Annotated in this window: 19 protein-coding genes; 5 read left to right on the top strand and 14 right to left on the bottom strand. The window is 63.7% G+C overall.

Features of this window, described 5'->3' with window-relative positions:
* Positions 1 to 6 precede the first annotated feature (6 nt).
* Complete coding sequence (locus ACVCNR_RS09615) at positions 7 to 1,830, top strand: ATP-binding protein (protein WP_447074577.1); 1,824 nt, start codon at positions 7 to 9, stop codon at positions 1,828 to 1,830.
* 198 nt (positions 1,831 to 2,028) lie between these two features.
* Here ACVCNR_RS09615 and ACVCNR_RS09610 read toward each other — a convergent pair whose 3' ends face one another.
* Positions 2,029 to 2,868 carry a BglII/BstYI family type II restriction endonuclease gene (locus ACVCNR_RS09610; RefSeq protein ID WP_447074576.1) on the bottom strand — a complete coding sequence of 280 codons (840 nt, stop codon included), beginning with the start codon at positions 2,866 to 2,868 and terminating at the stop codon, positions 2,029 to 2,031.
* A 196-nt stretch (positions 2,869 to 3,064) separates the two neighbouring features.
* Between ACVCNR_RS09610 and ACVCNR_RS09605 the strand changes: the two genes are divergently transcribed.
* Positions 3,065 to 3,784, top strand: coding sequence for a BglII/BstYI family type II restriction endonuclease (locus ACVCNR_RS09605; RefSeq protein WP_447074575.1), 720 nt, complete (start codon positions 3,065 to 3,067; stop codon positions 3,782 to 3,784).
* A gap of 20 nt (positions 3,785 to 3,804) precedes the next feature.
* Here the strand turns inward: ACVCNR_RS09605 and ACVCNR_RS09600 are convergent, their stop codons facing one another.
* The 7 genes from ACVCNR_RS09600 to otsB form a co-directional block, all read right to left on the bottom strand.
* Positions 3,805 to 5,442: a DNA cytosine methyltransferase gene (locus ACVCNR_RS09600; protein ID WP_447074574.1), complete on the bottom strand. Its 1,638-nt coding sequence runs from the start codon at positions 5,440 to 5,442 to the stop codon at positions 3,805 to 3,807.
* A gap of 63 nt (positions 5,443 to 5,505) precedes the next feature.
* Positions 5,506 to 5,952: a very short patch repair endonuclease gene (locus ACVCNR_RS09595; protein ID WP_447074573.1), complete on the bottom strand. Its 447-nt coding sequence runs from the start codon at positions 5,950 to 5,952 to the stop codon at positions 5,506 to 5,508.
* 66 nt (positions 5,953 to 6,018) lie between these two features.
* The gene (locus tag ACVCNR_RS09590) at positions 6,019 to 7,122 is read right to left on the bottom strand and encodes a hypothetical protein (protein ID WP_447074571.1); all 1,104 of its coding nucleotides are present in this window, start codon (positions 7,120 to 7,122) and stop codon (positions 6,019 to 6,021) included.
* Positions 7,123 to 7,648: 526 nt separating this feature from the next.
* Positions 7,649 to 8,209: a GNAT family N-acetyltransferase gene (locus ACVCNR_RS09585; protein WP_354193348.1), complete on the bottom strand. Its 561-nt coding sequence runs from the start codon at positions 8,207 to 8,209 to the stop codon at positions 7,649 to 7,651.
* Positions 8,210 to 8,317: 108 nt separating this feature from the next.
* Complete coding sequence (gene otsA / locus ACVCNR_RS09580; RefSeq protein WP_447074570.1) at positions 8,318 to 9,685, bottom strand: alpha,alpha-trehalose-phosphate synthase (UDP-forming); 1,368 nt, start codon at positions 9,683 to 9,685, stop codon at positions 8,318 to 8,320.
* Complete coding sequence (locus tag ACVCNR_RS09575; RefSeq protein WP_447074569.1) at positions 9,682 to 11,481, bottom strand: glycoside hydrolase family 15 protein; 1,800 nt, start codon at positions 11,479 to 11,481, stop codon at positions 9,682 to 9,684. Before ACVCNR_RS09575 ends, otsA begins: the two co-directional genes overlap by 4 nt.
* Positions 11,478 to 12,248 (bottom strand): trehalose-phosphatase, encoded by a 771-nt coding sequence (gene otsB, locus ACVCNR_RS09570; protein ID WP_354193353.1) that lies wholly within the window; start codon positions 12,246 to 12,248, stop codon positions 11,478 to 11,480. The genes ACVCNR_RS09575 and otsB overlap by 4 nt, the downstream gene beginning before the upstream one ends.
* 254 nt (positions 12,249 to 12,502) lie before the next feature.
* On the opposite strand from otsB, the gene ACVCNR_RS09565 reads away from it, so the two are divergent.
* A complete protein-coding gene (locus tag ACVCNR_RS09565; protein ID WP_354193354.1) occupies positions 12,503 to 12,721 on the top strand; it encodes a hypothetical protein in 219 nt (72 codons plus the stop codon).
* Between the two features lie 58 nt (positions 12,722 to 12,779).
* Here the strand turns inward: ACVCNR_RS09565 and metH are convergent, their stop codons facing one another.
* The 3 genes from metH to soxR form a co-directional block, all read right to left on the bottom strand.
* Complete coding sequence (metH, locus tag ACVCNR_RS09560; RefSeq protein WP_447074568.1) at positions 12,780 to 16,589, bottom strand: methionine synthase; 3,810 nt, start codon at positions 16,587 to 16,589, stop codon at positions 12,780 to 12,782.
* Between the two features lie 246 nt (positions 16,590 to 16,835).
* The gene (locus ACVCNR_RS09555; RefSeq protein ID WP_354193358.1) at positions 16,836 to 18,257 is read right to left on the bottom strand and encodes an MFS transporter; all 1,422 of its coding nucleotides are present in this window, start codon (positions 18,255 to 18,257) and stop codon (positions 16,836 to 16,838) included.
* Positions 18,258 to 18,333: 76 nt separating this feature from the next.
* Positions 18,334 to 18,783, bottom strand: coding sequence for a redox-sensitive transcriptional activator SoxR (soxR, locus tag ACVCNR_RS09550; RefSeq protein WP_354193359.1), 450 nt, complete (start codon positions 18,781 to 18,783; stop codon positions 18,334 to 18,336).
* 212 nt (positions 18,784 to 18,995) lie between these two features.
* Between soxR and ACVCNR_RS09545 the strand changes: the two genes are divergently transcribed.
* Positions 18,996 to 20,429, top strand: a complete 1,434-nt coding sequence (locus ACVCNR_RS09545) for an NAD-dependent succinate-semialdehyde dehydrogenase (protein WP_447074567.1) — start codon at positions 18,996 to 18,998, stop codon at positions 20,427 to 20,429.
* A gap of 157 nt (positions 20,430 to 20,586) precedes the next feature.
* Here the strand turns inward: ACVCNR_RS09545 and ACVCNR_RS09540 are convergent, their stop codons facing one another.
* Both ACVCNR_RS09540 and ACVCNR_RS09535 read right to left on the bottom strand, forming a co-directional pair.
* The gene (locus tag ACVCNR_RS09540; RefSeq protein ID WP_447074566.1) at positions 20,587 to 21,705 is read right to left on the bottom strand and encodes an NAD(P)/FAD-dependent oxidoreductase; all 1,119 of its coding nucleotides are present in this window, start codon (positions 21,703 to 21,705) and stop codon (positions 20,587 to 20,589) included.
* On the bottom strand, positions 21,705 to 22,394 hold the full coding sequence (locus tag ACVCNR_RS09535) for a GntR family transcriptional regulator (protein WP_447074564.1): 690 nt from the start codon (positions 22,392 to 22,394) through the stop codon (positions 21,705 to 21,707). The genes ACVCNR_RS09540 and ACVCNR_RS09535 overlap by 1 nt, the downstream gene beginning before the upstream one ends.
* A 139-nt stretch (positions 22,395 to 22,533) precedes the next feature.
* Between ACVCNR_RS09535 and ACVCNR_RS09530 the strand changes: the two genes are divergently transcribed.
* On the top strand, positions 22,534 to 23,904 hold the full coding sequence (locus ACVCNR_RS09530) for an aspartate aminotransferase family protein (RefSeq protein ID WP_447074563.1): 1,371 nt from the start codon (positions 22,534 to 22,536) through the stop codon (positions 23,902 to 23,904).
* 69 nt (positions 23,905 to 23,973) lie between these two features.
* Here ACVCNR_RS09530 and ACVCNR_RS09525 read toward each other — a convergent pair whose 3' ends face one another.
* Positions 23,974 to 24,237, bottom strand: coding sequence for a helix-turn-helix domain-containing protein (locus tag ACVCNR_RS09525; RefSeq protein ID WP_354193367.1), 264 nt, complete (start codon positions 24,235 to 24,237; stop codon positions 23,974 to 23,976).
* Between the last annotated feature and the right edge of the window lie 29 nt (positions 24,238 to 24,266).

The following is a 24,266-nucleotide window of genomic DNA, read 5'->3' as shown; positions in this document are numbered from 1 at the left end:
TCAGACATGCACCACTACAGTGCCGTTTCAGCTCTACGGGTCGACGATCAGGACTTTTTGGTTCGGAGCACCATCGACCGTTGCCCGAAGGTCATGATGATCCGGGAGTTATTTAAGAACGCGTTGGAGGCCGCACAGCAGGAAACAGACGGGAAAGTGATCTTCTCTGTTGCGCACGAAAGCGTACCTAAGCTCTCCATCTGGAACAATGGTCCTGGGATGGATGACGAGGAGCTCGGCCGGATGACCAACTTGGCCGCCTCAATAGGAAAGGTGAAGGGCCTAGACAAAAACTTTGGCATGGGGGCGAAAGTCGCATCCCTTCCTTCGAATCGCCGAGGTATCCGCTATCGCACCTGCAAAGATGGACGGGTTCATGAAACGATCTTGTGCGAACGGGAGGGCGTCTACGGACGATTGCGCCGGTTCGACACGAACGGTGACCCGCTTGGTGATGTTATAGAAGTGACCGACATATTGAAGGCAGAAGGCGGACACAGGCTAGACGAAGACTGGACCGAGGTCGTTCTACTCGGCAACCGTGCTGAGCAGAACACCGTGTTAGACCCGTACGACGGGGATCCCGCCCAAAAGGCATTCTGGCTGGCCACATATCTCTATCATCGCTTCTACCACCTGCCTGACAACGTCGAGGTGCGGTTGCTTGAAGGTACACATGCCAGAAAGGATGGCTCCCGCCGCTTCGAAACGATCTCAGCTCGCCGAGCGAAGGGGGTATTTGCGCAGCATGAAACGGTCGAACTCAACAACGGAATCAAGCTGCACTACATTTATGACGAACCAATGCGCGACACGTCGCACAACCGTTCGGTCAGCGGCTCAATTGCGTCTAACCTCAGCACCTGCGCGATTGTTTTCCAAGGAGAAATGTACAGTGTGCTGACGGGTCGTTCGTGGACGATAGAGGCCCCCACCTTCGGCATCCCATTCGGGGCCCGGCACATCTCGGTCCATATTGAGCTCCCCGATGACTATTCCGTTCTTCCGGAAGGCTACCGTCAGTTCCTTCGTTACGCTGACGGTGAGCAGGATCAAGTGGAGGCAAAGGACTTCGCTCTGCAAGTGCTCGAGAACCGCCCCGAATGGCTGATCGACTTGATCCATTCCATGGCTCCGAACTCTGGCGACTCAAGCGATGAGATCAGAAATCGGTTGCAAGACCTTCTTAACAAGTTGCGCGTCCGGGCGATCTCACCTCGTGTCGATGACGAAGGCAATCTCGACGTTGATCCGGGGGCAGGTCGGGGTTCCATAGAAGGCGGAGCGGGCCGGAATGAAGGCAACGGCGGTAGTCGCCATAAGCCCGATGACCTTACCGTCGTGCAGACAGGGGCGCAAATGGCTCGCATGGCACAAAATCTGGAGCGCGCACCCAAGCTTATTCCGCTGGACGACCCATCGGACATTGAAGATAAACAGATCGTCGGGCGGGCAGGTCGCTACTACCCAGCCTCGGGCGAACTCTTCATCAATATGACTTATCCAGCCGTTTCCTTGATGCATGAGCAACTCGGCCGTGAGTACTCACAAGCACCCGACCCGGAGGTGATGCAGAAGATGGCTAGGGGGCTGTCTCGAAACTCCATGATCAATCGCGTGGGCTTAGCTGTGGTCTTCGCGCTTGCGAAGCGCATCAACAAGGAATGGGATGAGGAGGCGATGGGCAAGGCACTTCAGCCCGAGAGCCTTAGCCTCGCTGCGGACAACTACTTCGAGTCTCTTCAAGATGCTCGGCGGATGCTTGGCAAGACGCTCAAAATGAAGCGGATAGACGGTGATGAGGAAGAGCAAGAAAGCGAAATGGCCTAAAAGGCAGAGCTGAAGGCAACACGTCGATTAGGAAACGACTCGGCCTATAGAGGCACGTTAACGCCCATCGACGATGGAGAATTAGTGTATACCTGAAACGCTGTTAGTTCGAAGTCGTCAGTTCCTCGACCAGGTGGCGGATTTCCATTCGCGACCCTGAACTGGATGTCTCGGCACCGACCGGAGTGCTTATAAGCCTCAAATTCCGACTGTTCCGGTCGTCACAGATTCTGTTTGCTCTAGCTCGGCCTCAGCCTGCTCAACCTCCGCGAGGGCAGCCTTCCCCTCGTCAAAAGTGACTATCGTGTCCGGTAAGCCGATGAGCACCAATGGGCACGGGTTTCCAACCCCTCGCCGCAGGCGGTCGTCCAATTTCCTCCAGTGGGTTGTCGCTTCGCCAAATTTGTCGGAAACGAATTTGTCGGTGAAGGCTTCCCGGAAAGTTAAAGGCGCGCGTGCGCGGTTCATCCGATCCTGTATTCCCTTGCGCTGCCGCGCTGTCGGATCATAGCCCCACTCACGTAGATCATCGAGATTCTGGATTTGCCGCTCATCGAGGAATCTCCGGACGAGCGCGCGCATATTGTCATGCAGTGACCTACCCCGTGTGACGATCAACCCGACAGAGATCGCCCCATCGGCGTGCAACCTCTTGTAGTTCTCCAAATCCCGATCGTAGAAGGGGTCCTTGTTGTTCCACTCGATCTCAAGCGCGATCCGCCCTATGCCTTCGAACTCCCGGACATGATCGACTTCATGGGATTGGGCTTCGCTTGGAATTCCATTTATCCGCTTCTCCACGATGAACTGCATCTTACGCCAGCGAAGCTTGGTCAACGCACGGCGCAAGCGTTGTGTGCCCTTGGCCTCACCGCCACCTCCCGCGATGATCTCCTCGATTGGGATTGTCGTCGTGGAAAGGGCCTCGACCAGTTCGGTAGCCGCCTCGGGAAAATCGGAACCCAAGATGGCCTTGGCATGGGATCGGAACTCCACTTGGAAGCCCTTTTCTTCAAGCGCTTCGAAAAGACTGGACATGCTACCCTCGAAAAACACCTGTTGACGATCAGCCGCTGCTTCATGAAGGTTGCAGGGCGACTCGCATTGCTATCAGCAGTACAGGTGGAGTCGGCGCCGGAGCAAGACGTAACTTGTGCAGCTAGCCGCAAGTCCCGCCACTTCGGCTATCGAAGCTGCCGCACATTATATTTTCAAGATTCGTCGGAGCCGGCAGATGAAATTCCATATTTTCAGTTATCGCTACGCCCGAGAAATACTTGAACATCACACAAACAATGAAGCTTGGGACGAGATCATAGATGTAGTGTCTAACGCGCCTCTATTCATCTATCCAGGGAAAAGCAGGAGTAACCCACGGCTTGATGTAGTCCAGCAATGTATGAACACATGGTTCGACCGAGCCTTGGCTGTTGAGCACGGATGGCTATACCACCCATTGGCCACTGCGATTGCGAATTCACGTTTGGCCGCAGATTTCAGGAAAATCTTCCCGAACATCACGATCCAAGCTGAAGTCCAATTCGGGAATATGAGCCGCTGGTACTCCGATATCTTCAAACTCCAAACGGCCTATTCGCAGTCCCTTGTCAACCTAGGGCTGTCCATTGTGCCAATGGGGGTTTTGGGGAGGCGGATCGATTCCAACATCGTCAGTTACGAGAGGGTTTTGCGCGAATTGCCATCTGCCGATCTCTCCATAACACTGCCGATCCTTGTAATCGGAGTCGAGCCCGACGAAGATACGCAAGTCGTCGACCTGCGCGTGTCGCGGATTCCATTATCCAGGTTGATCCGGAAGGGATCAGAAAAGAACCGGTATAGGATCATCCACGCCTTATCAGAGGGCAGGACACTGCGTAGGGTTGACGAGGCAAGCGATACTGGTCCGATGGCGAACCCGATCGTTAACGTGCCCGACGAAGATGAGGAATAAGCCAAGCAAGGCAAATACGGCTAGGCTGCGGCCTTCTGCTCGCAATGCCATTCAAGGGCGTTGAACCACTCACCAACAATTATACCGGCAAGTATCGGCAAGGCGTATCTGCCTAGTTTCCGATGCCCAACAACCTTGTCGACTTCCCCCACACCGCTGGCGACAGTGATGATGTAGTCCACCACCACTGATCCATCTTCCTCCCCAACTTCCTTGGCCAGTCGGCCATGTAAATCCGCTGCGAGAGCGCCCAATCTATCAACTATCACATACGGACCAGTCCCCTCGATCTTATGCGCCCATGCAAGCTGCAGTTTTGCAGGGGTTGTCGAGGTGAAATCCTGGGCTGCCTTTGTGAATTCTTTCTGGAAGGCACGGATCACCGATGAGAAGCGCGAACTATCCTGGAGGTCTCGGCTGACCGCCCCATCCAAATCGATCTCGCGTATATCCTTGGATGGGCCAAAGAAGAAGCGAACCTTCCACTCGGTTGTTTCGCCCGCATTGGCATTCGCCAGTTCAAAGCGCATACCGCTCTTGAATCGCAGCCCCGGCAAGGCAGCCCTGAAACCTCGGGATATGGGGTAGGTGCGCCCTTCGCGATCCGGAGGTGTGACAGGGGCCCTCTTTTCTGGGATCGTCAAATCCTTCCCGATCACTTGGAACTCTTTGAATTGCTCGGCGCTAGTGCCTAGGGCTGCACAAGCCAGGAGGTATGTGAAGGTTGGGGGGATGGCGTTCCCGATCATCTTCGCCTTCTCGGCAAACGATCTGGCGTAGAATTGGTATGTGATGGGGAAACCCTGCAGGCAGGCACGCTCGCGGATTGTCAGTCGGCGGAACTGCCCCTCAACCTTCGGATCAGCTATCACTATGCTCTCGCGGGAAACCCGCGTGCAGGTGGCGGTCACCGTCCTAGCCGGTTCGTCAAGTGGGTCTGGGAATGCCATGTTGTTGTAGACCGGGTGGAATTCCTTCGCTTCCCGGTTCATGCGCAATTCTTCGTCGTTCAGCGGCGCTTCGGATTGCAGCTCGGTAAGTTGACTAGGCTGGAGGGACACTCCCCAGACTGGATCAACCACGGCGCCTGATGAGCCGATGGCCTTCAGGACATCCCCGAGTGTACGTTCAGCGGTCTTGGCACGGTAGGAAGACAGGCGGTCCAATGGGATGTTCGTCGCAATGCAACGACGACGTGCCTGGGGAGCACCATAATCGGAAAAATCGAAGACCTCGATCTGCGGTTTGAGATGCCTGAACCGATATAGGGCGTGCCCCCGCGTCTTGAAGCCGGTGCGTAGGACTTCCGCAACCCTCGGCACGTTCTCCATTGCCCAGAACTTTGGCTTCAGGTGTTCCACCACCTCGAAGAACTTGACGAGGTCCTTCAATCCTTCGGCAATGTCGCCGCTGCCTCCACGATTGGCGTAGGAGAATTCGGTGCAGGGAGGACTTCCAACGACCAGATCGACGTCCTGGGGTAAAGTGGTGAAATCCAGCTTCCGGATATCCACCGGCTCGATTTGTCCACCCAGATTCGCGTTATGTGTGTCGATTGCCGGCTTCCATCGCTCATAGGACCCGACGAGTTCCACGCCGGCTAGGCGCAATCCTAGTCCCCAGCCGCCGATCCCCGCATATAAGTCGATTGCCCGCATCCCCGATCCGATTCACCTGCATAAACGTCGAAATCCTCCGAAGGATATACCGATTATGGCCGGTCACACAAGATCCAAAGGACATTGATCCGTGGCATTTGTCGGCCCGACGAATGCCTTCAGGCGCGCCTCAAGGGTGGGCTCATCGCGCGTTTCACATTCCCAGATGACCAGGGATTCCCATCCCTCATCGGTCGCTCGGGCAAGGTCCCGCGCATCGCGCGCGCGGTTGCGGGCGAATTTCGCTTCCCAGAAATCGCGACGCGTCTCAGGGACATGGGCGAGACGGCATCCATCATGCTGGTGCCAGAAGCATCCATGCACAAAGATGATCTTCCTCCGACCCGGAAAGGCGATATCAGGTCGTCCGGGCGCAGCTTTCCATTGCAGCCTGAAACGATAACCAAGCCGATGGAGGAGTCTCCGCACTATCAACTCAGGCTTGGTGTTGGACCGTCGGATGCGCCCCATATGGGCGCTGCGTTGCGTTGGCGTGAGGGAATCTGGCATGTCGTTACAAAGCTGGAGAAGGAAATTAGAGCCCGTTGGTCATGGTCCCGTGGCAGGAACTGCTGCTCATTTGATCTTGTCGAAAAACACAGCAGCCCCAGCCGCAAGAGGGTTGTCTTCGATCGCCCTGCGCTGGGCCCAGTTCAACCATTCAGGGATAGATTTATCGCCAACGACTTCATCGCTCTTGCCCTGCAACATCTCCAACTCAGCTATGAATTGGGTAACAACTTGGCTTGTCCGCCACGCTTCCGCCGCTGCGACAAATCGTGACCACCGCCCCTCTTCCTCTTTGGCAAGCCGCTGGAGCTCTGCTCTCTGAGCTGCTTCCTGACGCCACCGCTCGCGTTCCGCCTCCTGTTCAATATGCCAAGCTTTCAGGATCGTTGCTCCGTCAAAAAGCCGGTCGATTATTCGAGGAAGTTGCCGCTCGAGAGGCAAGCGATCGGTTTCTAGGTATTCCTCGTTATGGGGGCCTCTTAGATAGGTCTTGATCGCAAACACGAGGTAACCGGTGCCGACAAGGCCAGTCCTATAGCCCCGCGTGTACAAGAATTTTTCGCGATCAAACACGGCTGTCTTGGACTGCCTCATTTTCTCGCGAATCTGGAATTCAATTTTCTCGCCATCGATCTTCACGGCCTGGATGCCATCCCCATTGTCGGAAACTGCGCCTCCTCGCGCTTCCAACTCCTTGAAAGTGGCATCAAGCAGGCGATGTCGACGTTTCTCGATCTCACTCAGTGGGGGCGGAACGCTCCGATGCGGGTCCCTGCTGGACAACACCTCACGACGTCGCCTTTCATGCTTTTCGAGCCAATCCGATATAATTGGATGAGGTTTAGAGAGGCGTTGCTTGACGATCGACTTCCCCTCTGATCGGATTCTATCCAGCTTTCTGTCGCCCTCCTCAGCTTCTATCTTAATTACTGTGCGTTTGGGCCTCGCCAGAGGGATTGTAATGGTATCTTGCTCGCTCGGCGGAAGGGGCTGAATGGAGACTGGCATCCCCAAGGATATCCGGGTCCAGTGGCCCGAACCCGGGTACGGCACAACGTGCTTCTTGCAGACGGCCGCCAAGGCGGTGCCCGAAATACCGAACTGCGGCGCAACTTTGCTCAGGGGCTTCTCGCTCACAAGACGATACAATTCCGAGCGGGTGATCTCCATGCCGGCCTCCAAGGAACACTGATTGGAGACCGTAATGAAGCATACCGGTTGAAGGATCGCACCATATTGCTTGCAGTGGCCACACGGCGCGTACGGTCACCGCGCGGTCACCGTTTTGTCGTTTCGCTGCGGTTCACGTAAGTTCATCGGAGTATCGTCGCCTCCACAAATCGCCAACCCGACGAATACCGGAAGAACGCGCCCTCTTGCGTACTGGAGTGAAATCTGTGATATTCCGATCGAATACCTCGACAGTGTAATTTTCTGCTTGCCAAGGTTGGGGTCGAGCGTTCGAATCGCTTCACCCGCTCCAAGTAACCTCACCGAAAAGCCGCGGTTTTCCGCGGCTTTCGTGTTTTCCGGCTGTTGAAATCGCAAGGCGCGGAAGCGACCTGTAAGGGCTTGGTTACACGCGGGGCATCACTTTGCGGAATCGACGCGGCGTGAAATCGTGGTGTCGCTGGGGCGCGTGAGGTCCATGCAGGGCTGGGAGTTTAACCAAGACGGGCCCCGGCTTGCTTGGGCTTCAGGGATCGCTACCCTTCCAATCGATGCGCAGCAACGTTGTGACGTGTTCGACCGTTTGCCTTCCGTCGGCCATGCAACGGCTGGAAACCTCACCTGTACGTCGATACCCCAATTTCTGCTGCATCATCCAGGAATTTTCGTTGCCGTCGAAGTAACCGTTGACCAACTTCGTCAGACCAAGTTTGCAAAAAGCGAATCGGATCTTGGCCTCAAACGCTTCGCCGCCGTAGCCGTGGCTCTGATAATGGCCGGCTATCCAGATGCCTCCCCCGGCCGTCCCGGCCTTCCAGTCGATCTTGTTGAGGCTGACCCCTCCGATCAGCGTTCGGGCAGGTTTAAGATCAACTGCAAATTCGTATGCAACCGGCCGCTCGCCGGCGTTTGAACTCGCCTGACATCTCGCGATCCAGTTTTTCGCGTCTGACGTCGAATAGGGATGAGGAACGAAAGCCAGCCACTTTGAGAGTTCGAGATCGTTCAAGCCTAGCGTGAGCTGTTCGACGTCTTCTTCTCCCCAAGGCCGAAGAGTAAGGCGCGAAGTTTCGATTTTGATGTTCACGACGTTGCAGCCTCCTTTGCCGCAGGGCGCGTTCGCGGAAGATTGCCTAGCTTGAGCCGCTTCCGATACTTTCGGCCTTCGCGGCTTCTGCGTCTTCCTCAACCCCAATCACCCGCGCAGCACATCCAGAAAATCCGCGCACCAGCGCGAGATGTCGTGCTCTTCCAGCCGCTTCATCATCGGGGCGAGGCGGTCGCGGCGGGCCTCGACGGGCATCGACAGGGCCTGGGCAATGGCGTTGCCGACGGCCTCGATGTCGTATGGGTTGACGAGGATGGCACCGTCGAGCTCGCGCGCGGCGCCGGCGAAGCGCGACAGCACCAACACGCCGGGGTCTTCCGGGTCCTGCGCGGCGACGAATTCCTTGGCCACCAGGTTCATGCCGTCCCTGAGCGGGGTGACGAGGCCGACGCGCGCCAGCCTGTAAAGGCCGGCCAGCACGTTCTGGCCGATGGCGCGGTTGACATAGCGGATCGGCACCCAGTCGAGCCGGCCGAGCGCGCCGTTGACCCGCCCGGCATGCTCGGCCACCTGGCGCTGCATGGCGGCATAGCCCGGCACGTCGGAGCGCGACTTCGGCGTCACCTGCAGCATGGTGGTGCGGCCGTGCCAGGCCGGATTCGCGGTCAGGAACCGCTCATAGGCGTCGATGCGGTGGGTCAGTCCCTTGGAATAGTCGAGGCGGTCGACCCCGATGATCAGGTCGCGGCCTTCGAGGCTGTCGGCGAAGCGCTTCACCGGCGCGGTGCGGACGGCCTGCCGGGCGAGACCGGCGAACTCCCGGGTGGCGATGCCGATCGGGAAGGCGCCGGCCCGGAAGCGGCGCCCATAGGCTTCCAGCCAGCCGTCGCCGGCATCGCCGCCGATGCCCTCGCGCTGCAGGCAGGAAGCGAAATTCTCCGCATCGTGCGCGGTCTGGAAGCCGACCACGTCATAGGCGGTGAGGCCGCCGATGATCGCCTCATGGACGGGCAGGGTGAGGAAGACGTCCGGCGGCGGCCAGGGGATGTGCATGAAGAAGCCGATGCGGTTCCCGATGCCCAGCCGGCGCAACTCCGAAGCGATCGGGATCAGGTGATAATCGTGGATCCAGATCAGGTCGTCGGGCTGGATCAGCGGCCTGAGCCGCTCGGCGAAGAAGCGGTTGACCCGGAAATAGCCGGCCATGTCCTTGCGGGCATAGTCGGTGAGGTCGAGCCGGTAATGGCACAGCGGCCACAGCACGCTGTTGGCGAAGCCGGCGTAATATTCGGACAGGTCGCGGCGCGACAGGTCGGAAAGGGCGAAGGTGATGGGCCCCTGCTCGTGGAAGTGCAGGGGGCCTGGCTCCTTGGCGCCGCTCGACTTGCCGGACCAGCCCATCCACACGCCGCCGTGCTTGTCGAGCGCCGCCTTCAGCGCCACGGCAAGGCCCCCGGCGGGCGGGCCCTTGGCGATGTCCGGCACGCGGTTCGATACGACAATGAGGCGGCTCATAACACGTCCTCCCAGCGGCGCGACAGGTGCATCGCCGCGTTGATCAGCCCCACCATCGAATAGGTCTGCGGGAAATTGCCCCACAATTCGCCGCTCTCGACATGCAGCCCTTCGGAAAGCAGGCCGAGATGGTTCCTGTGCCGGAGCACATCGGCGAAGATGGCGCGGGCGTCGTCCTTGCGTCCGACGCGTGTCAGCGCGTCGATCAGCCAGAAGGTGCAGGCGGTGAACGCCGTTTCCGGCTCGCCGAAGTCGTCCGGGGCCCGGTAGCGATAGAGATGATTGCCGAAGCGCAGGCGCTTCTCGCAGGCGGCGAGCGTCGACAGGAAGCGCGGGTCCTTGGCGGGCAGGAAGCCGATCTCCGGCATCAGGAGCAGGCTGGCGTCGAGGTCCGCGCCGCCGAAGGCGGAGGTGAAGCTGTTCATGTCCTCGTTCCAGGCCCGCGCCAATATGGCGGCGCGAATGTGCTCGGCCCGCTCGCGCCAGTGCGCCGCCCGCTCGTCGAGGCCGAGTTTCAGGGCGATGCGGGCGAGCCGGTCGCAGGCCGCCCAGCACATCATCGCCGAATGGGTGTGGACGCCGTTGCGGGTGCGGAACTCCCAGATGCCGGCATCGGACTGGTCCCAGCGCCGGAAGGCCTGGTCGCCCAGCGGCTCCAGCCGGCGAAACAGCGCCTCGCCGCCCATCACCGGCAGGCGCTCGTCGAAAAAGCACTGGATGATCGACAGGATCACCGAACCGTAGCCGTCGTTCTGCACCTGCGTATAGGCGGCGTTGCCGGCGCGCACCGGGCCGTAGCCGCGATAGCCGGGCAGGGCGGCGACGATCGCCTCGTCGAGCCGGCGCTCCAGCCCAAGCCCAAACAGGGGCTGGAGATAGCCGTCGGGCGAATCCACGGCGATGTTGGAGACGTAGCCGAGATAGTCCTCCATCGTCTTGGTGGCACCGAGAAGGTTGAGCGCCTTGACGGTGAAATAGGAGTCACGCAGCCAGCAGAACCGGTAGTCCCAGGTGCGGCCGCTCTCGCCATATTCGGGGATCGAGGTGGTCAGCGCCGCGACGATGCCGCCGGTTTCCTCGTGCGAGCACAGCTTGAGGGTGATGGCGGAGCGGATCACCACGTCCTGGAAGTCGATCGGCAGCGACAGGTAGCGCACCCATTCGCACCAGTAGTTCTCCGTCTCCTCCAGGAACATGCGGGCCACGTGCACGGGCGCCTGCGTCAGCCGCTCGTCCGGGCCGAGGATGAAGGCATAGGCGCGGTCGACGAGGAAAGGGGTGCCGCGCTCGACGAACTCGACCGGCGCGTCGGTGGTCAGCCGCATCACCTGCCCGTCGAGCAGGAAGCGGATGTGATTGGTGCCGCGCGTCGTCTCGGGCGCATGGGCGCCGTAGCCGTAGCGCGGTTGCAGGCGCATCTCGACGCGCGGCGCGCCATCCAGCGGCTCGATCAGCCGCACGATGGTCTGCGGCCGGAAGATGCGGCCGGAGGCCTTGAAGCGGGGCGCGAAATCGGTGACGCGCAGCCGGTTGCCGTCGCGGTCGCTGAACACGGTCTCGAGGATGGCGGTGTTGCGCAGATAGCGCTGCTCGCTCGCCACCTTGTTCCTGATGGTGACAGACCATTCCCCGCCTGCGTCCTCGCCCTGGCCAAGCAGGCTGCAGAAGATCGGGTCGCCGTCCATGCGCGGCGCACACATCCACACGATGGATGCGTCGCGGTCGATCAGCGCGGCGGCGGAGGCGTTGCCGATGACGCCGAGATCGAGCGAGGGCGATGTCGTGCCGTTGCTCATGCCGCCACCCTCGCGATCCAGGCGCGCACCGCGGCCGGCGAGGCGGCGCGGCCCCGGGCCAGGCTCGGCCTGCCGTCGTCGCCCACCCGGACGGACAGGCCGTCCAGACCGTTGGCGGCGGCGAACATCGCCTCGTCGGTCACGTCGTCGCCGATGGCCAGTGGACGGCGCGTCCGAAACGGCTCCACGGCCATGAAAGCCGTCAGGGCGGCGCCCTTGTCGCGGCCACGGGGGCGCAGCTCGACCACCTGCTTGCCCTGTTGCAGGACCCAGCTTTCACCGACTTCGCGGGCCAGTTCCGCCATCAGCGCGCGCACCTCGCCTTCCCGGTCCGGGGCGAGGCGGTAATGGGCGGCGATGGCGGCGCCCTTGTCCTCGAAGAGGGTGCCGGGCAACAGGGCCAGCCGGTTGCGCAGCAACGCCCTGGCGCGTTCGAACGCCTCTGTCGTTTCCGGGCGCGTGATGCGTCCGGCCGCGTCGCGCTGTTCGGCGCCGTGCAGGCCGCAGACGGCGATCCCGGCGGTTTCCAGAAGGCGGTCGACGGTCTCGACCGAGCGGCCCGTCACCAGCGCCAGTGCGCCGTCCAGCCGGGCGGACAGGCGCTCCAGCGCCTGCGGCAGGCCGGGCGGCACGATGACCGCCTCGGGTGTGGGGGCGATGTCGAGGAGCGTGCCGTCGATGTCGAGAAAAACCGCAAGACCGGAAATGTCTTCGGGAAGCGCGCGGATGGCCCGGGGCGCCTGTGACGATGAAATCGTGTCATGCATGATGCAAAGAATAGGCGTTCGGAGGCGTTCGACAACCCGTCGCGGCCAGATTGTGCGGGGTGAAGCAGGTTATGTACGGAATTCCGGCCGGGCTTGGGCGATGGAGCGGCAGGGTTGTTTTCCGGCCCGGCACATACCATGTGCCGGTAAGGCCATGCTCCAGCGTGGTGCTGTCGGCTGCATTCTTGCAAATGCCGGACGATCCGCCCGGCCGCAAGGTGCCCCGGCCGGCAATCAAACCGGGGAGACAGAACATGTCGATGACACGCGATGATATCCTGTCGGTTCTGGGTCCCGTCGATGAGGAACTCGTCGCCGAATTGATGACGACGGGCGCGTCGGCGGACGAGTTGCGGGAAGCCTGGGCCTGGCTCAACAGCGACGAGGCGCTGATGGGGATCGGGCGGCCCCTGCCGGGCTCCCGCGTCGGCGAGCTCATCGACCTGCTCGAACCGGCCGACGACGAGGCCTGACGCCTCGCTGCCGAGTCGGGTTTGACTTGTCGCGCCGTCGGCTGGCCGGTTTCCCGTCCTACTCCGCCGCTTCCGCCACGGGGGCGGGCATGTAGTTGAGGATCGGTCCCAGCCAGCGCTCGACTTCGGCGACGCTCATGTCCTTGCGCCTTGCATAGTCCTCGACCTGATCGCGCTCGACCTTGGCGACGCCGAAATAATAGCTTTCGGGATGCGACAGGTAGAGGCCGGAGACGGAGGAGCCCGGCCACATGGCCATGCCCTCGGTCAGGCGCACGCCGGCGCCGTTTTCCGCGTCCAGCAGCTTGAACAGCGTCACCTTCTCGGTGTGGTCGGGCTGCGCCGGATAGCCGGGGGCGGGGCGGATGCCCGCATAAGCCTCGGCGATGAGATCGTCGCCCGACAGGGCCTCATCCGCCGCATAGCCCCAGAACTCCTTGCGCACCCTCTCGTGCAGGCACTCGGCGAAGGCCTCGGCGAAGCGATCGGCCAGTGCCTTGACGAGGATCGAGGAATAGTCGTCATTGGCGCGCTCGAAGCGCTCGGCGATCGCCACTTCCTCGATGCCGGCGGTGACCACGAAGCCGCCCAGCCAGTCCGGCTTGCCGCTCTCCACCGGGGCGACGAAATCGGACAGGGCCAGATTGGGCTTGCCGTCGCGCTTGGTGAGCTGCTGGCGCAGGGTGAAGAAGGTGGCGAGGTCTTGCCGGCGGTCTTCATCGGTGAACAGGCGGATGTCGTCGCCCACCGCATTGGCCGGCCAGAAGCCGATGACGGCCCGCGGCGCGAACCACTTCTCGTCGACGATCTTCTTCAGCATCGCCTGGGCGTCGTCGAAGAGCTGGCGCGCGACCGCGCCCTGCTTCTCGTCCTCGAAGATCTTCGGATAACGGCCCTTCAGCTCCCATGTCTGGAAGAACGGCGTCCAGTCGATATAGGAGGCCAGCTCGGCCAGATCCCAGGTCTGGAACACCCTTGTGCCGGTGAAGGCGGGCTTGGGCGGATCGTAGGATGCCCAGTCGATGCGGTGGGGATTGGCGCGCGCCCTGGCCAGCGGCAGGCGCTGCTTCTCGCGCTCGGAGCGCTCATGCGCCTCGGCCACCTTGCGGTATTCGGCGCGCAGCGTCTCGACATAGCCCGGCTTCATCTCCGCCGAGAGCAGGCTTCCCACCACGCCGACCGCGCGGCTGGCGTCGTTGACATGGACGGCCTGCCCGCGTTCATAGCGCGGATGGATTTTCACCGCCGTGTGGACGCGGCTGGTGGTGGCGCCGCCGATCAGGAGGGGAATGTCGAAGCCCTCGCGCTCCATCTCGGCCGCGACATGGGCCATCTCGTCGAGCGAGGGGGTGATGAGGCCGGACAGGCCGATGATGTCCACCTTCTCGGCGCGTGCCGTCTCCAGGATCTTCGTCGCCGGCACCATGACGCCGAGGTCGATGATCTCGTAATTGTTGCAGGCCAGCACGACGCCGACGATGTTCTTGCCGATGTCGTGGACATCGCCCTTGACCGTCGCCATCAGGATCTTGCCGGCGCTCTGCCGTTCGTCGCCGCCGCCCCCGTTTTCGGCATTGGCAAGCTTTTCGGCCTCCATATAGGGCAGCAGCACCGCGACGGCCTGCTTCATCACGCGGGCCGACTTCACCACCTGCGGCAGGAACATCTTGCCCGCGCCGAAAAGGTCGCCGACGACGTTCATGCCGGCCATCAGCGGTCCCTCGATGACATGCAGCGGGCGCTCGGCGTTCTGCCGGGCCTCTTCCGTGTCCTCCTCGACGAATTCGGTGATGCCGTTGACCAGCGCGTGCTCCAGCCGCTTCTCCACCGGCCAGTCGCGCCAGGCGAGGTCCTTTTCCCTGGCTTCCTTGCCGGCCGCGCCCTTGAAGCGCTCGGCGATCTCCAGCATGCGCTCGGTGGCGGTGCCGCCGGCCTTCGGCTGGCGGTTGAGCACGACGTCCTCGCAGGCCTCGCGCAGTTCCGCGTCGATGGTGTCGTAGACGGCGAGCTGGCCGGCATTGACGATGCCCATGTCCATTCCCGCCTGGATGGCGTGGTAGAGGAACACGGCGTGCATTGCCTCGCGCACCGGCTCGTTGCCGCGGAAGGAGAAGGAGAGGTTCGAGACGCCGCCGGAAATATGGACGCGCGGCAGCGTCGCGGTGATTTCCCGCGTCGCCTCGATGAAGTCGACGCCGTAATTGTCGTGCTCCTCGATGCCGGTGGCGATGGCGAACACGTTCGGGTCGAAGATGATGTCTTCCGGCGCGAAGCCGGCGACTTCGGTGAGCAGCTTGTAGGCGCGGGTGCAGATCTCGACCTTGCGCTCCTTCGTGTCGGCCTGCCCGGCCTCGTCGAAGGCCATGACCACCACCGCCGCGCCATACATGCGGCACAGCCTCGCCTGATGCAGGAAGGCGTCCTCGCCCTCCTTCATCGAGATCGAGTTGACGATGGGCTTGCCCTGCACGCATTTCAGCCCGGCCTCGATCACCTCCCATTTGGAGGAATCGATCATCACCGGCACGCGGGCGATGTCGGGCTCTGCGGCGATCAGGTTGAGATATTCCACCATCGCCTTCTTCGAATCGATCAGGCCCTCGTCCATGTTGACGTCGATGACCTGCGCGCCGTTGGCGACCTGGTCGCGGGCGACGTCGAGGGCGGCGGCATAGTCGCCGGCGGTGATCAGCTTGCGGAATTTCGCCGAGCCGGTGACGTTGGTGCGCTCGCCGACATTGACGAAGGGAATGTCCCTGGTGAGCGTGAAGGGCTCCAGCCCCGACAGCTTCATCAGCGGCTTCACCTTGGGCACTGCGCGCGGCTTGTGGCGCGCCACGGCCTCGGCGATGGCCGCGATGTGCTCCGGCGTCGAGCCGCAGCAGCCGCCCACCACGTTCACCAGCCCCTCGCGGGCGAACTCCTCGACCTGTTCGGCCATGAACTCGGGCGATTCGTCATACTGGCCGAAGGCATTGGGCAGGCCGGCGTTCGGGTAGGCGCAGGTGAAAGTGTCGGCAACGCCCGACAGCTCGGCCAGATGCGGGCGCATGGCGGCAGCGCCCAGCGCGCAGTTCAAGCCGACCGTGAACGGCCGCGCATGGCGGATGGAGTGCCAGAAGGCGGTCGGCGTCTGGCCGGACAGGGTGCGGCCGGAAAGGTCGGTGATGGTGCCGGAGATCATCACCGGCAGGTGGATGCCCTTCTCGGCGAAGATTTCCTCGCAGGCGAAGATGGCCGCCTTGGCGTTCAGCGTGTCGAAGATGGTTTCGATCAGGATGATGTCGGCGCCGCCGTCGATGAGGCCGCGCAACTGCTCGCCATAGGCGATGCGCAGGTCGTCGAAGGTGACGGCGCGGTAGCCGGGATTGTTGACGTCGGGCGACAGCGAGGCGGTGCGGTTGGTCGGTCCCAGCGCCCCGGCGACGAAGCGGCGGCGGCCGTCCTCCTGCTCGGCGCGCAAAAGGGCGCGGCGGGCAAGGCGGGCGCCGTCGCGGTTCAGCTCATAGACCATGTCCTCCATGCCGTAGTCGGCCTGGGCGATGGAAGTGGAGGAGAAGGTGTTGGTCTCGACGATGTCGGCGCCGGCCCTGGCGTAGGCGTAGTGGATGTCCTCGATGGCCTTGGGCTGGGTGAGGATCAGCAGGTCGTTGTTGCCCTGCTGGTGGCAGGCGCAGCAGGTGAAGCGGTTGCCGCGGAAATGATCCTCCCCGAAGCCGAGGCCCTGGATCTGCGTGCCCATGGCGCCGTCGAGGACAAGAATGCGTTCGCGCGCCGCGGCCTGCAACGCGGCGAGGATTTCCGCTCCGTCCCCCTTGCGGTCGAGCGGCCCGAACAGGCCATCCAGCGTTTGCGAAGTCTGCGACATTTTTTATTCCCGATGCGAAGTTTGGGAAATCGCATAAAGATATCTTTATGTCAACATATTGGTCTTCTTTTCGCGGCATGGTTTCGGAAATGAAAAACCCATCCCGCCCCGAGGGGACATGGGGCGGGATGGGTGGCACGGCGCCGGATGGGCAGGAGATGGCAGGGGAGCGACACCTGCCCGGCCGAAGTGCCGGCCGCCAGGGGGAATGGCGCGGACTCCGGCGGGTGGCACCGTGCTCCAGGGTCAGGAGCGACCCTGGATGTGGCTCGCCACGAGCACGCCGATCGCCGGCGCGAGCGCGAACAGGGCGCAGACCCAGAAGGCGGCGGATGCGGCCCCCTCGACGCCGCCGGGCGTACCGATGCCGGCGGTATTGGAGATCATGCCGGCAAGGGCCGTGCCCATGGCGATGGCGAAGAGCTGCACCGTGGTCATCCCGCCGGTCGCCAGATCCTGCTCGTCGGCGGGCGCGCTGCGGTAGACTTCGGTGACGAGGTTCGGCCAGGCAATGCCGATGCCAAGTCCCACGAGGATCAGCGCGAGGCAGATCGGACCCAGCCACATCCATGAGCCGTCGCCCTGAACCGGCAGGCAGATGGCGAGGATGACCAGACCGATGAAGGTGAGCGCGGGGCCAATACCCAGCATGACCTTGCTATCGGACTGGCGGCGCGACGACAGCAGCGAGCCCAGCGTCCAGCCCATCGACATCATGGCAGCCAGATAGCCGGCCCACAGGGGTGTCTGGGCATGCAGTTGCTGGAGCATGTAGGGCACGTAGATTTCCGGCTGCATCGACAGCATCAGCAGCGCGACGCTGAGATAGAGCGGCGCGAGCGCGGAGGAGAAGCGGAAGGAGCGGCGCGGCAGCAGGCGGGCACTGGCGATCGCATCGGTGCGTGCGATCAGCACGATCAGCACCAGCGCGCCGATCAGGCCGGCCGCGGCCCATTGCGTCTCGCTCGACAGGCCGCCTGCCGAAACCGCCAGCACGGCCAGCGTCAGCAGGATGAGCTGTAGCACCGGCACCGGCGCGCGCTCGTTCCTGTCGCTGCTCTTGCGCGGGAAGGCGAAGAGGGCAAGCAGCGCGAAGGCGAGGGCGAAGGGAAGCAGCGACCAGAAGGCGGTCCGCCACGAGCCCTGATCGGCAAAGATGCCGCCGATGGCCGGACCCACCAGCGTGGCGATGCCGAACACGGCCGAGATCAGGCCGATGGCCCGGCCCCAGACGCGCTCCGGCAGCACGATGCGGGTGAGCGCATAGGCCAGCGCATAGAGGAAGCCGCCGCCGAGGCCCTGAAGCGTGCGGCCGATGAGCATGACCGACATGGTTGGCGCCATGGCGCAGGTCAGCGTGCCGGCGGCGAACAGCACCGACGCGATGAAATAGGCGCCGCGCGGTCCCCACTGGCGCAGCAGGTTGGCCGCAAGTGCCGCGCCCAGGATGGAGCCGACGACGAACAGCGTCATGGTCCAGGCGTAGAAGTCGAGCCCGCCGATCTCCTGCACCACCGAGGGCATGACGGTGATGGCGATGTACATGTTGACGGAATAGAGCGTCACCCCGCCGGCCAGAACCAGCACCGGCATGGCGTTGCCGCCCGAAAAGAGGTCGCCCCAGCCCGCCGGGGCGGGTGGCGCACAAGTCGTATCGATCGAATCCATTGTCGGCTCCTGTTGATTGCCGACAGGGCTTGTAGGACCTCAAGCATGGTTGAGGTCAAGGGGCCCGGCTCCGCTGTCAGGGCAATTTCAGGCGCCGCGGGCCGGGGCCCTCTTCGCCCAGCGCATCGTCCGGGTTGCGCAGCGGGCATTCCTCCAGCGACAGGCATCCGCAGCCGATGCAGCTCGCGATCTGGTCGCGAAGCTGGATGAGGCGGGTGATGCGGTCCTCCAGCATGCCGCGCCAAGCATCGGTGAAGTGCTGCCAGTCGCGCGCATTCGGCACATGATCGTGCGGCAGGTCGGTCAGCGCCTCGCGGATGCGGGCCAGCGGGATGCCGGCGCGCTGGGCGATGCGGATGATGGCGATGCGGCGCAGCACCGCGCGATGGTAGCGGCGCTGGTTGCCTTCCGTGCGCCAGCCTTCGATCAGCCCCTTGGCCTCGTAGAAATGCACGGTGGAGACGGCGATGCCGCTGCGCCGCGCCACCTCGCCCACGGCGAGCACCGGGGCCGGTTTCCTGGACATGCAACAACCTCAACTATTGATGAGGTTATCATCACCGGCGGCGCTGCCCTTTGCAAGCCATGCGACGACATGACCGGCGCGAGGCCCTCCCATCCGCAGGACCAATCGTTTAGACCAGTGTGGCGCGAGCGCCGGCCCCGCCGGGAGCGCTATAGGCGGCGCATTCGATTTCGCAACTCCACGACACCGGTCGCATGTAACGGGATGGCATCATGTATCCGCAGGTAGGACTTTTCATCGACGGCGCCTGGGGCGCGGCTTCGGACGGCAGGACGCTGGACGTCCAGAACCCGGCGACGGGTGAGGTTATCGGGACGGTGGCCTGCGCCACCCGGGCCGATCTCGACCGGGCGCTGGCGGCGGCCGAGCGCGGCTTCAGGATCTGGCGCAAGGTCTCGCCCTTCGAGCGCGGCAAGGTTCTGCGCGAGGCGGCGCGGCTGCTGCGTGAGCGCGCGCCGCGCATCGCCGAGCTGTTGACCACCGAGCAGGGCAAGCCGCTGGCCGAGGCGATGGCCGAGATCAACGGCTCGGCCGACATCATCGACTGGTTCGCCGAGGAAGGCCGCCGCACCTATGGCCGCATCGTGCCGGCGCGGGCCGAGGGCATCTACCAGCTCGTCGTCAAGGAGCCGGTCGGCCCGGTCGCCGCCTTCACGCCGTGGAACTTCCCGGTCTCGCAGGCGGTGCGCAAGATCGGCGCCGCCCTTGCCACCGGCTGCTCGATCATCGTCAAGCCGCCGGAAGAGACGCCGGCCTCGCCGGCCGCGCTGGCCGACATCTTCAAGGATGCCGGCCTGCCCGACGGCGTGCTCAACCTCGTCTACGGCAACCCGCCGGACATTTCGGGCTACCTGGTGCCGCATCCGGTGATCCGCAAGGTGTCGTTCACCGGCTCGGTGCCGGTCGGCAAGCATCTGGCGGCGCTGGCCGGGCAGCACATGAAGCGGGCGACGATGGAGCTTGGCGGCCATGCGCCGGCCATCGTGTTCGACGATGCCGATCTCGACAAGGCGGCCGACCTGCTGGCGGCCTCGAAGCTGCGCAATGCGGGCCAGGTGTGCGTGTCGCCCACCCGCTTCATGATCCAGGAAAAGGCGTACCAGCCGTTCCTTGAAAAATTCGTCGGCAAGCTGCGCGACGTGAAGGTGGGGGACGGCCTGGCCGAGGGCACGAAGATGGGACCGCTGGTCAACGAGCGCCGGGTGCAGGCGGTCGATGCGCTGATTGCCGAGGCGGTCAGCCAGGGCGCGAAGCTGGAAACCGGCGGCAAGCGCATCGGCAACAAGGGCAGCTTCTACGAGCCGACGGTGCTGTCGGGCGTGACCCGCGACATGCGCATCATGAACGAGGAGCCGTTCGGGCCGGTGGCGCTGGTGGCCCCGTTCAAGGGCTTCGAGGAGGTGGTGGCCGAGTCGAACCGGCTGCCCTACGGGCTTGCCGCCTACGCCTTCACCTCGTCGGCGAAGACGGCGACGGCGCTGGGACAGGAACTGGAGACGGGCATGCTGACCCTCAACCATCTGGGGTTGGCCCTGCCGGAAGTGCCGTTCGGCGGCGTCAAGGACAGCGGCTACGGCTCCGAGGGCGGAACCGAGGCCCTCGAGGCCTACCTCGTCACCAAGTTCGTCAGCCAGTCCGGCGTGTGAGCCTTTCGGCTTCTGCCGGCAACGGCCCCCTCACCCTCACCCTCACCCTCACCCCGCAAGCAGGGAGAGGGGGCGTCGACGTTGCGGACAGCCGGTAGGGGATGAGAGGCAAGCCCGCCCGAATCGGCGTCGCTCCAAGGCCGGGATCGTCCCGGCCTTATTTTTTGGTTTCGAGGCTCTCGGCCACGCGCCCGGCGATGGCGAGGCAGGAGGTGAGGCCGGGGCTTTCGATGCCGAACAGGTTGACGAGGCCGGCAATGCCGTGCGCCTTCGGTCCCTGGATGACGAAGTCGGCATTGGCCTCGCCGGGGCCGGAAAGTTTTGGGCGGATGCCGCTATAGGCCGGCTGCAGGGCGTCGTCCGGCAGGCCCGGCCAATAGGTGCGGATGGCGCCGTAGAAGCGTTCCGCGCGGGCCGGATCGACGGCATAGTCGAGGCCGTCGACCCATTCGACATCGGGCCCGAAGCGGGCGATGCCGTTCAGGTCCAGCGTCAGATGGATGCCGAGCCCGCCGGGTTCCGGCACCGGATAGATGAGGTGCCGGAACGGCGCGCGGCCCGCCACCGAGAAATAGTTGCCCTTGGCGTAGCGCAGCGCCGGCACGAAGCGCGGATCGAGACCGTCGAGCGCGCCCGCCAGCGCCACCGCGCCGAGCCCCGCCGCGTTGACGAGACGGCGCGTGGCGATCTCGAATATGTCGCCGCCCTGGGCGTTCCGCGTCGTCAGCACGATGCGGTCCGCCTCGATCCGGCCCGAGACGATTTCGGTGTTGAGGCCGAGCATCGCCCCTGCGGCCTCCGCGTCGCCCAGCAGCGACAGCATCAGCGCGTGGCTGTCGACGATGCCGGTCTGGGGCGACAGCAGGGCGGCGGTGCAGGACAGCGCCGGCTCCAGCGCCCGGGCCTCGGCGGCGGTGAGCTGCCGCAATTCGCCGGCGCCGCTGGCGCGGGCATTGTCGGCGATGGCGGCCAGCGCCTGTTCCTGCCCCGCGCCGGTCGCCACGATCAGCTTGCCGCAGCGGCGGTGGGCGATGCCGCGCTCGGCGCAGTAGCCGTAGAGCATGGCGCGGCCGGCGACGCAAAGCTCGGCCTTCAGCGATCCGGGCGGATAGTAGAGCCCGGCATGGATGACCTCGGAATTGCGCGAGCTGATGCCGGTGCCGATGGCGTCCGCCGCTTCCAGCACGAGGACTTCGTGGCCACGGCCGGCAAGCGCGCGCGCCACGGCCAGCCCGACGACGCCGGTGCCGGCGACGATGCAGTCGACCTCCTCCATCAGTGTCGGGCCCCGGCTGTGTCGAGACGGGTCGCAAGGCGTTCGAGGATGATGTCGGCGGCATCGCCGATGTCGCTGGCGATGGCCCGCTCGGCGGCGTCGGCGTCATGCGCCTCGACCGCCCTGAGCAGCGCGTGGTGGTGGTCGATCATCACCCGCCCGCCCGGCTCGTAGGCCTCGGCGATCAGCGGCCCCATCTGCAGCCACAGCCGGTGCAGGATACCGCGCAGCAGGGGCAGGCCGGCAATGTCGGCCAGCGCGAAATGGAAGGTCTGGTTCAGCTCCAGCGCTTCGGCCCAGTCCTTGCGGGCGATGGCCTTTTCGTTGCGGGCGACGAGGTCCCCCAGCCGCCTGATGTCGTCCGCTCCGGCCCGCAGCGCCGTCTCGCGCGCGGCCAGCCCTTCGAGCTTCAGGCGGATCAGGCGGATCTCGCGGTAGCGCTCCGGCGTCATCACCGGCACGCGCACCTCGCGCGCCGATTTCTGCACCAGCGCCTCGTCCTGGATCAGCCGCAGGATGGCGTCGCGCACCGGGGTGACGCTGGTGCCGAGCGATTGGGCCAGTTCGCGGATGGTCAGCCGCGCGTCGGGCGCGAAGCGGCCTTTCATCAGCGCCTCGGCCAGCCGGCCATAGACCGTCTCGCCGAGATTCTCCTTCTCAAGCGCCTCCAGGCTGAAAGATGGCTGCATGCGGCTTCCATTCCGTCGCGTCGTGGACCAATCGACCCGACATTGACAATCGACCTGATGAAAAACATGATGCATCACACACCGAATGGCAAGGCATTGCTTTTCTCAAGTGGCCGCGCCTCGCAATCAGGGATCTGACATGACCACCCAGCCGAATTCCGCCGAAGCCCGCGACATCCGCTACCACCTTCATTCCTACACCAATGCGCGCAAGCACGAGGAAATCGGGCCGCTGATCATCGAGAAGGGCGACGGCATCTATGTCGAGGACGCGTCGGGCAAGCGCTATATCGAGGCGATGGCGGGCCTGTGGAGCGTGGCGGTCGGCTTCTCCGAGCAGCGTCTGGTCGACGCCGCGACGCGGCAGATGAAGAAGCTGCCCTTCTACCACAATTTCACCCACAAGGGGCATTCGCCGGTCATCGACCTGGCCGAGAAGCTGGTGTCGATGGCGCCGGTGCCGATGAGCAAGGCCTTCTTCACCAATTCCGGTTCGGAAGCCAACGACACTGCGATGAAGATGGTCTGGTACCGTTCCAACGCGCTCGGCCAGCCGCAGAAGAAGAAGATCATCTCGCGCAAGCGCGGCTATCACGGCGTCACCATCGCCTCGGCGAGCCTCACCGGCCTGCCCAACAACCAGATCTCCTTCGACCTGCCGATTGCCAATGTGCTGCACACCGGCACCCCGCACCATTATCGCGACGCCCTGGCCGGCGAGAGCGAGGAGGCCTTCGCCACGCGCCTGGCCGAGGAGCTGGAGCAGCTCATCCTGGCCGAGGGGCCGGAAACGGTCGCCGCCTTCATCGGAGAGCCGGTGATGGGCGCGGGTGGCGTCGTGGTGCCGCCGGCCACCTATTGGGAGAAGATCCAGGCGGTGCTGGCCAAGTATGACATCCTGCTGGTCGCCGACGAGGTGATCTGCGGCTTCGGCCGCACCGGCAACATGTTCGGCTGCCAGACCTTCGACATCAAGCCCGACATCCTGGTGATGTCGAAGCAGATTTCCTCGTCCTACCTGCCGATCTCGGCGCTGCTCATCAACGAGAGGGTCTATGCGCCGCTGGCCGACGAGAGCAACCGCATCGGCACCTTCGGCCACGGCTTCACCGCCGGCGGCCATCCGGTCGCCGCGGCGGTGGCGCTGGAGAACCTGAAGCTGATCGAGGAGCGCGATCTGGTCGGCAATGCCCGCACCGTGGGCGCCCACATGCAGAAGCGCCTGCGCGAACTGGCCGGCCACGAGCTGGTCGGCGAGGTGCGCGGCGTCGGCCTCATCGGTGCGGTCGAGCTGGTGGGCGATAAGCAGGCCAAGACGCCGTGGAGGAATGCCGGCGCGCTCGGCGGCCTCGTCAACGGCCTGCTCCAGGAAAACGGCGTCATCTCGCGCAACATGGCCGACACGCTGGCCTTCTGCCCGCCGCTCATCATCACCGAGAAGCAGGTCGACGACATGGTCGATGCCTTCAGGAAGGCCCTCGACGCGGCCGTCCCGCAGGTCAGGGGCTGACCGCGGGCGGTCTTTCCCAGCAGTCTGTCCAAGGTCGGCCGCGCCCAGCGCGGCCGACCTTTTTGTTCGTCACGACCTGGCCTGGGCGGACAGTTTTTCCGGCTTTTCCATGCGCACGCCGACGCCGGCGCCGTCCGCATCGAACAAAAGCCTCACCCCGCAGCGCGTGAACGCGCCGATGACCAGCTCCTCCGATCCGCGCTGAAGCGCGTGGCGGTGGCATTCGAAATCCTTGATCGTGCTGCGCGAGACGCCGGCGGCCTGGGCAAGCCGGTCCTGCGTCCAGTTCAGCAGGCCGCGTGCGGCCCGACACTGCTCAGGTAATATTTGCATCGATCGGCCCTTGCGGTACGCCGGTAGAT

The organism is Aquamicrobium terrae, assembly GCF_052978165.1.
Note: the sequence above shows the minus strand (reverse complement) of the source record. Positions and strands in the feature narration are given on the sequence as shown.

Excerpts from the sequence above, each read along its gene's own strand:
- ACVCNR_RS09610 (WP_447074576.1), bottom strand. The coding sequence starts at position 2,868 with ATGTCCAGTCTTTTCGAAGCGCTTGAAGAAAAGGGCTTCCAAGTGGAG.
- ACVCNR_RS09540 (WP_447074566.1), bottom strand. The coding sequence starts at position 21,705 with ATGGAGGAGGTCGACTGCATCGTCGCCGGCACCGGCGTCGTCGGGCTG.
- otsB (WP_354193353.1), bottom strand. The coding sequence starts at position 12,248 with ATGCATGACACGATTTCATCGTCACAGGCGCCCCGGGCCATCCGCGCG.
- ACVCNR_RS09525 (WP_354193367.1), bottom strand. The coding sequence starts at position 24,237 with ATGCAAATATTACCTGAGCAGTGTCGGGCCGCACGCGGCCTGCTGAAC.
- metH (WP_447074568.1), bottom strand. The coding sequence starts at position 16,589 with ATGTCGCAGACTTCGCAAACGCTGGATGGCCTGTTCGGGCCGCTCGAC.
- soxR (WP_354193359.1), bottom strand. The coding sequence starts at position 18,783 with ATGTCCAGGAAACCGGCCCCGGTGCTCGCCGTGGGCGAGGTGGCGCGG.
- ACVCNR_RS09590 (WP_447074571.1), bottom strand. The coding sequence starts at position 7,122 with ATGGAGATCACCCGCTCGGAATTGTATCGTCTTGTGAGCGAGAAGCCC.
- ACVCNR_RS09615 (WP_447074577.1), top strand. The coding sequence starts at position 7 with ATGCACCACTACAGTGCCGTTTCAGCTCTACGGGTCGACGATCAGGAC.
- ACVCNR_RS09600 (WP_447074574.1), bottom strand. The coding sequence starts at position 5,442 with ATGCGGGCAATCGACTTATATGCGGGGATCGGCGGCTGGGGACTAGGA.
- ACVCNR_RS09565 (WP_354193354.1), top strand. The coding sequence starts at position 12,503 with ATGTCGATGACACGCGATGATATCCTGTCGGTTCTGGGTCCCGTCGAT.
- ACVCNR_RS09605 (WP_447074575.1), top strand. The coding sequence starts at position 3,065 with ATGAAATTCCATATTTTCAGTTATCGCTACGCCCGAGAAATACTTGAA.
- ACVCNR_RS09530 (WP_447074563.1), top strand. The coding sequence starts at position 22,534 with ATGACCACCCAGCCGAATTCCGCCGAAGCCCGCGACATCCGCTACCAC.
- ACVCNR_RS09595 (WP_447074573.1), bottom strand. The coding sequence starts at position 5,952 with ATGCCAGATTCCCTCACGCCAACGCAACGCAGCGCCCATATGGGGCGC.
- ACVCNR_RS09535 (WP_447074564.1), bottom strand. The coding sequence starts at position 22,394 with ATGCAGCCATCTTTCAGCCTGGAGGCGCTTGAGAAGGAGAATCTCGGC.
- otsA (WP_447074570.1), bottom strand. The coding sequence starts at position 9,685 with ATGAGCCGCCTCATTGTCGTATCGAACCGCGTGCCGGACATCGCCAAG.
- ACVCNR_RS09555 (WP_354193358.1), bottom strand. The coding sequence starts at position 18,257 with ATGGATTCGATCGATACGACTTGTGCGCCACCCGCCCCGGCGGGCTGG.
- ACVCNR_RS09575 (WP_447074569.1), bottom strand. The coding sequence starts at position 11,481 with ATGAGCAACGGCACGACATCGCCCTCGCTCGATCTCGGCGTCATCGGC.
- ACVCNR_RS09545 (WP_447074567.1), top strand. The coding sequence starts at position 18,996 with ATGTATCCGCAGGTAGGACTTTTCATCGACGGCGCCTGGGGCGCGGCT.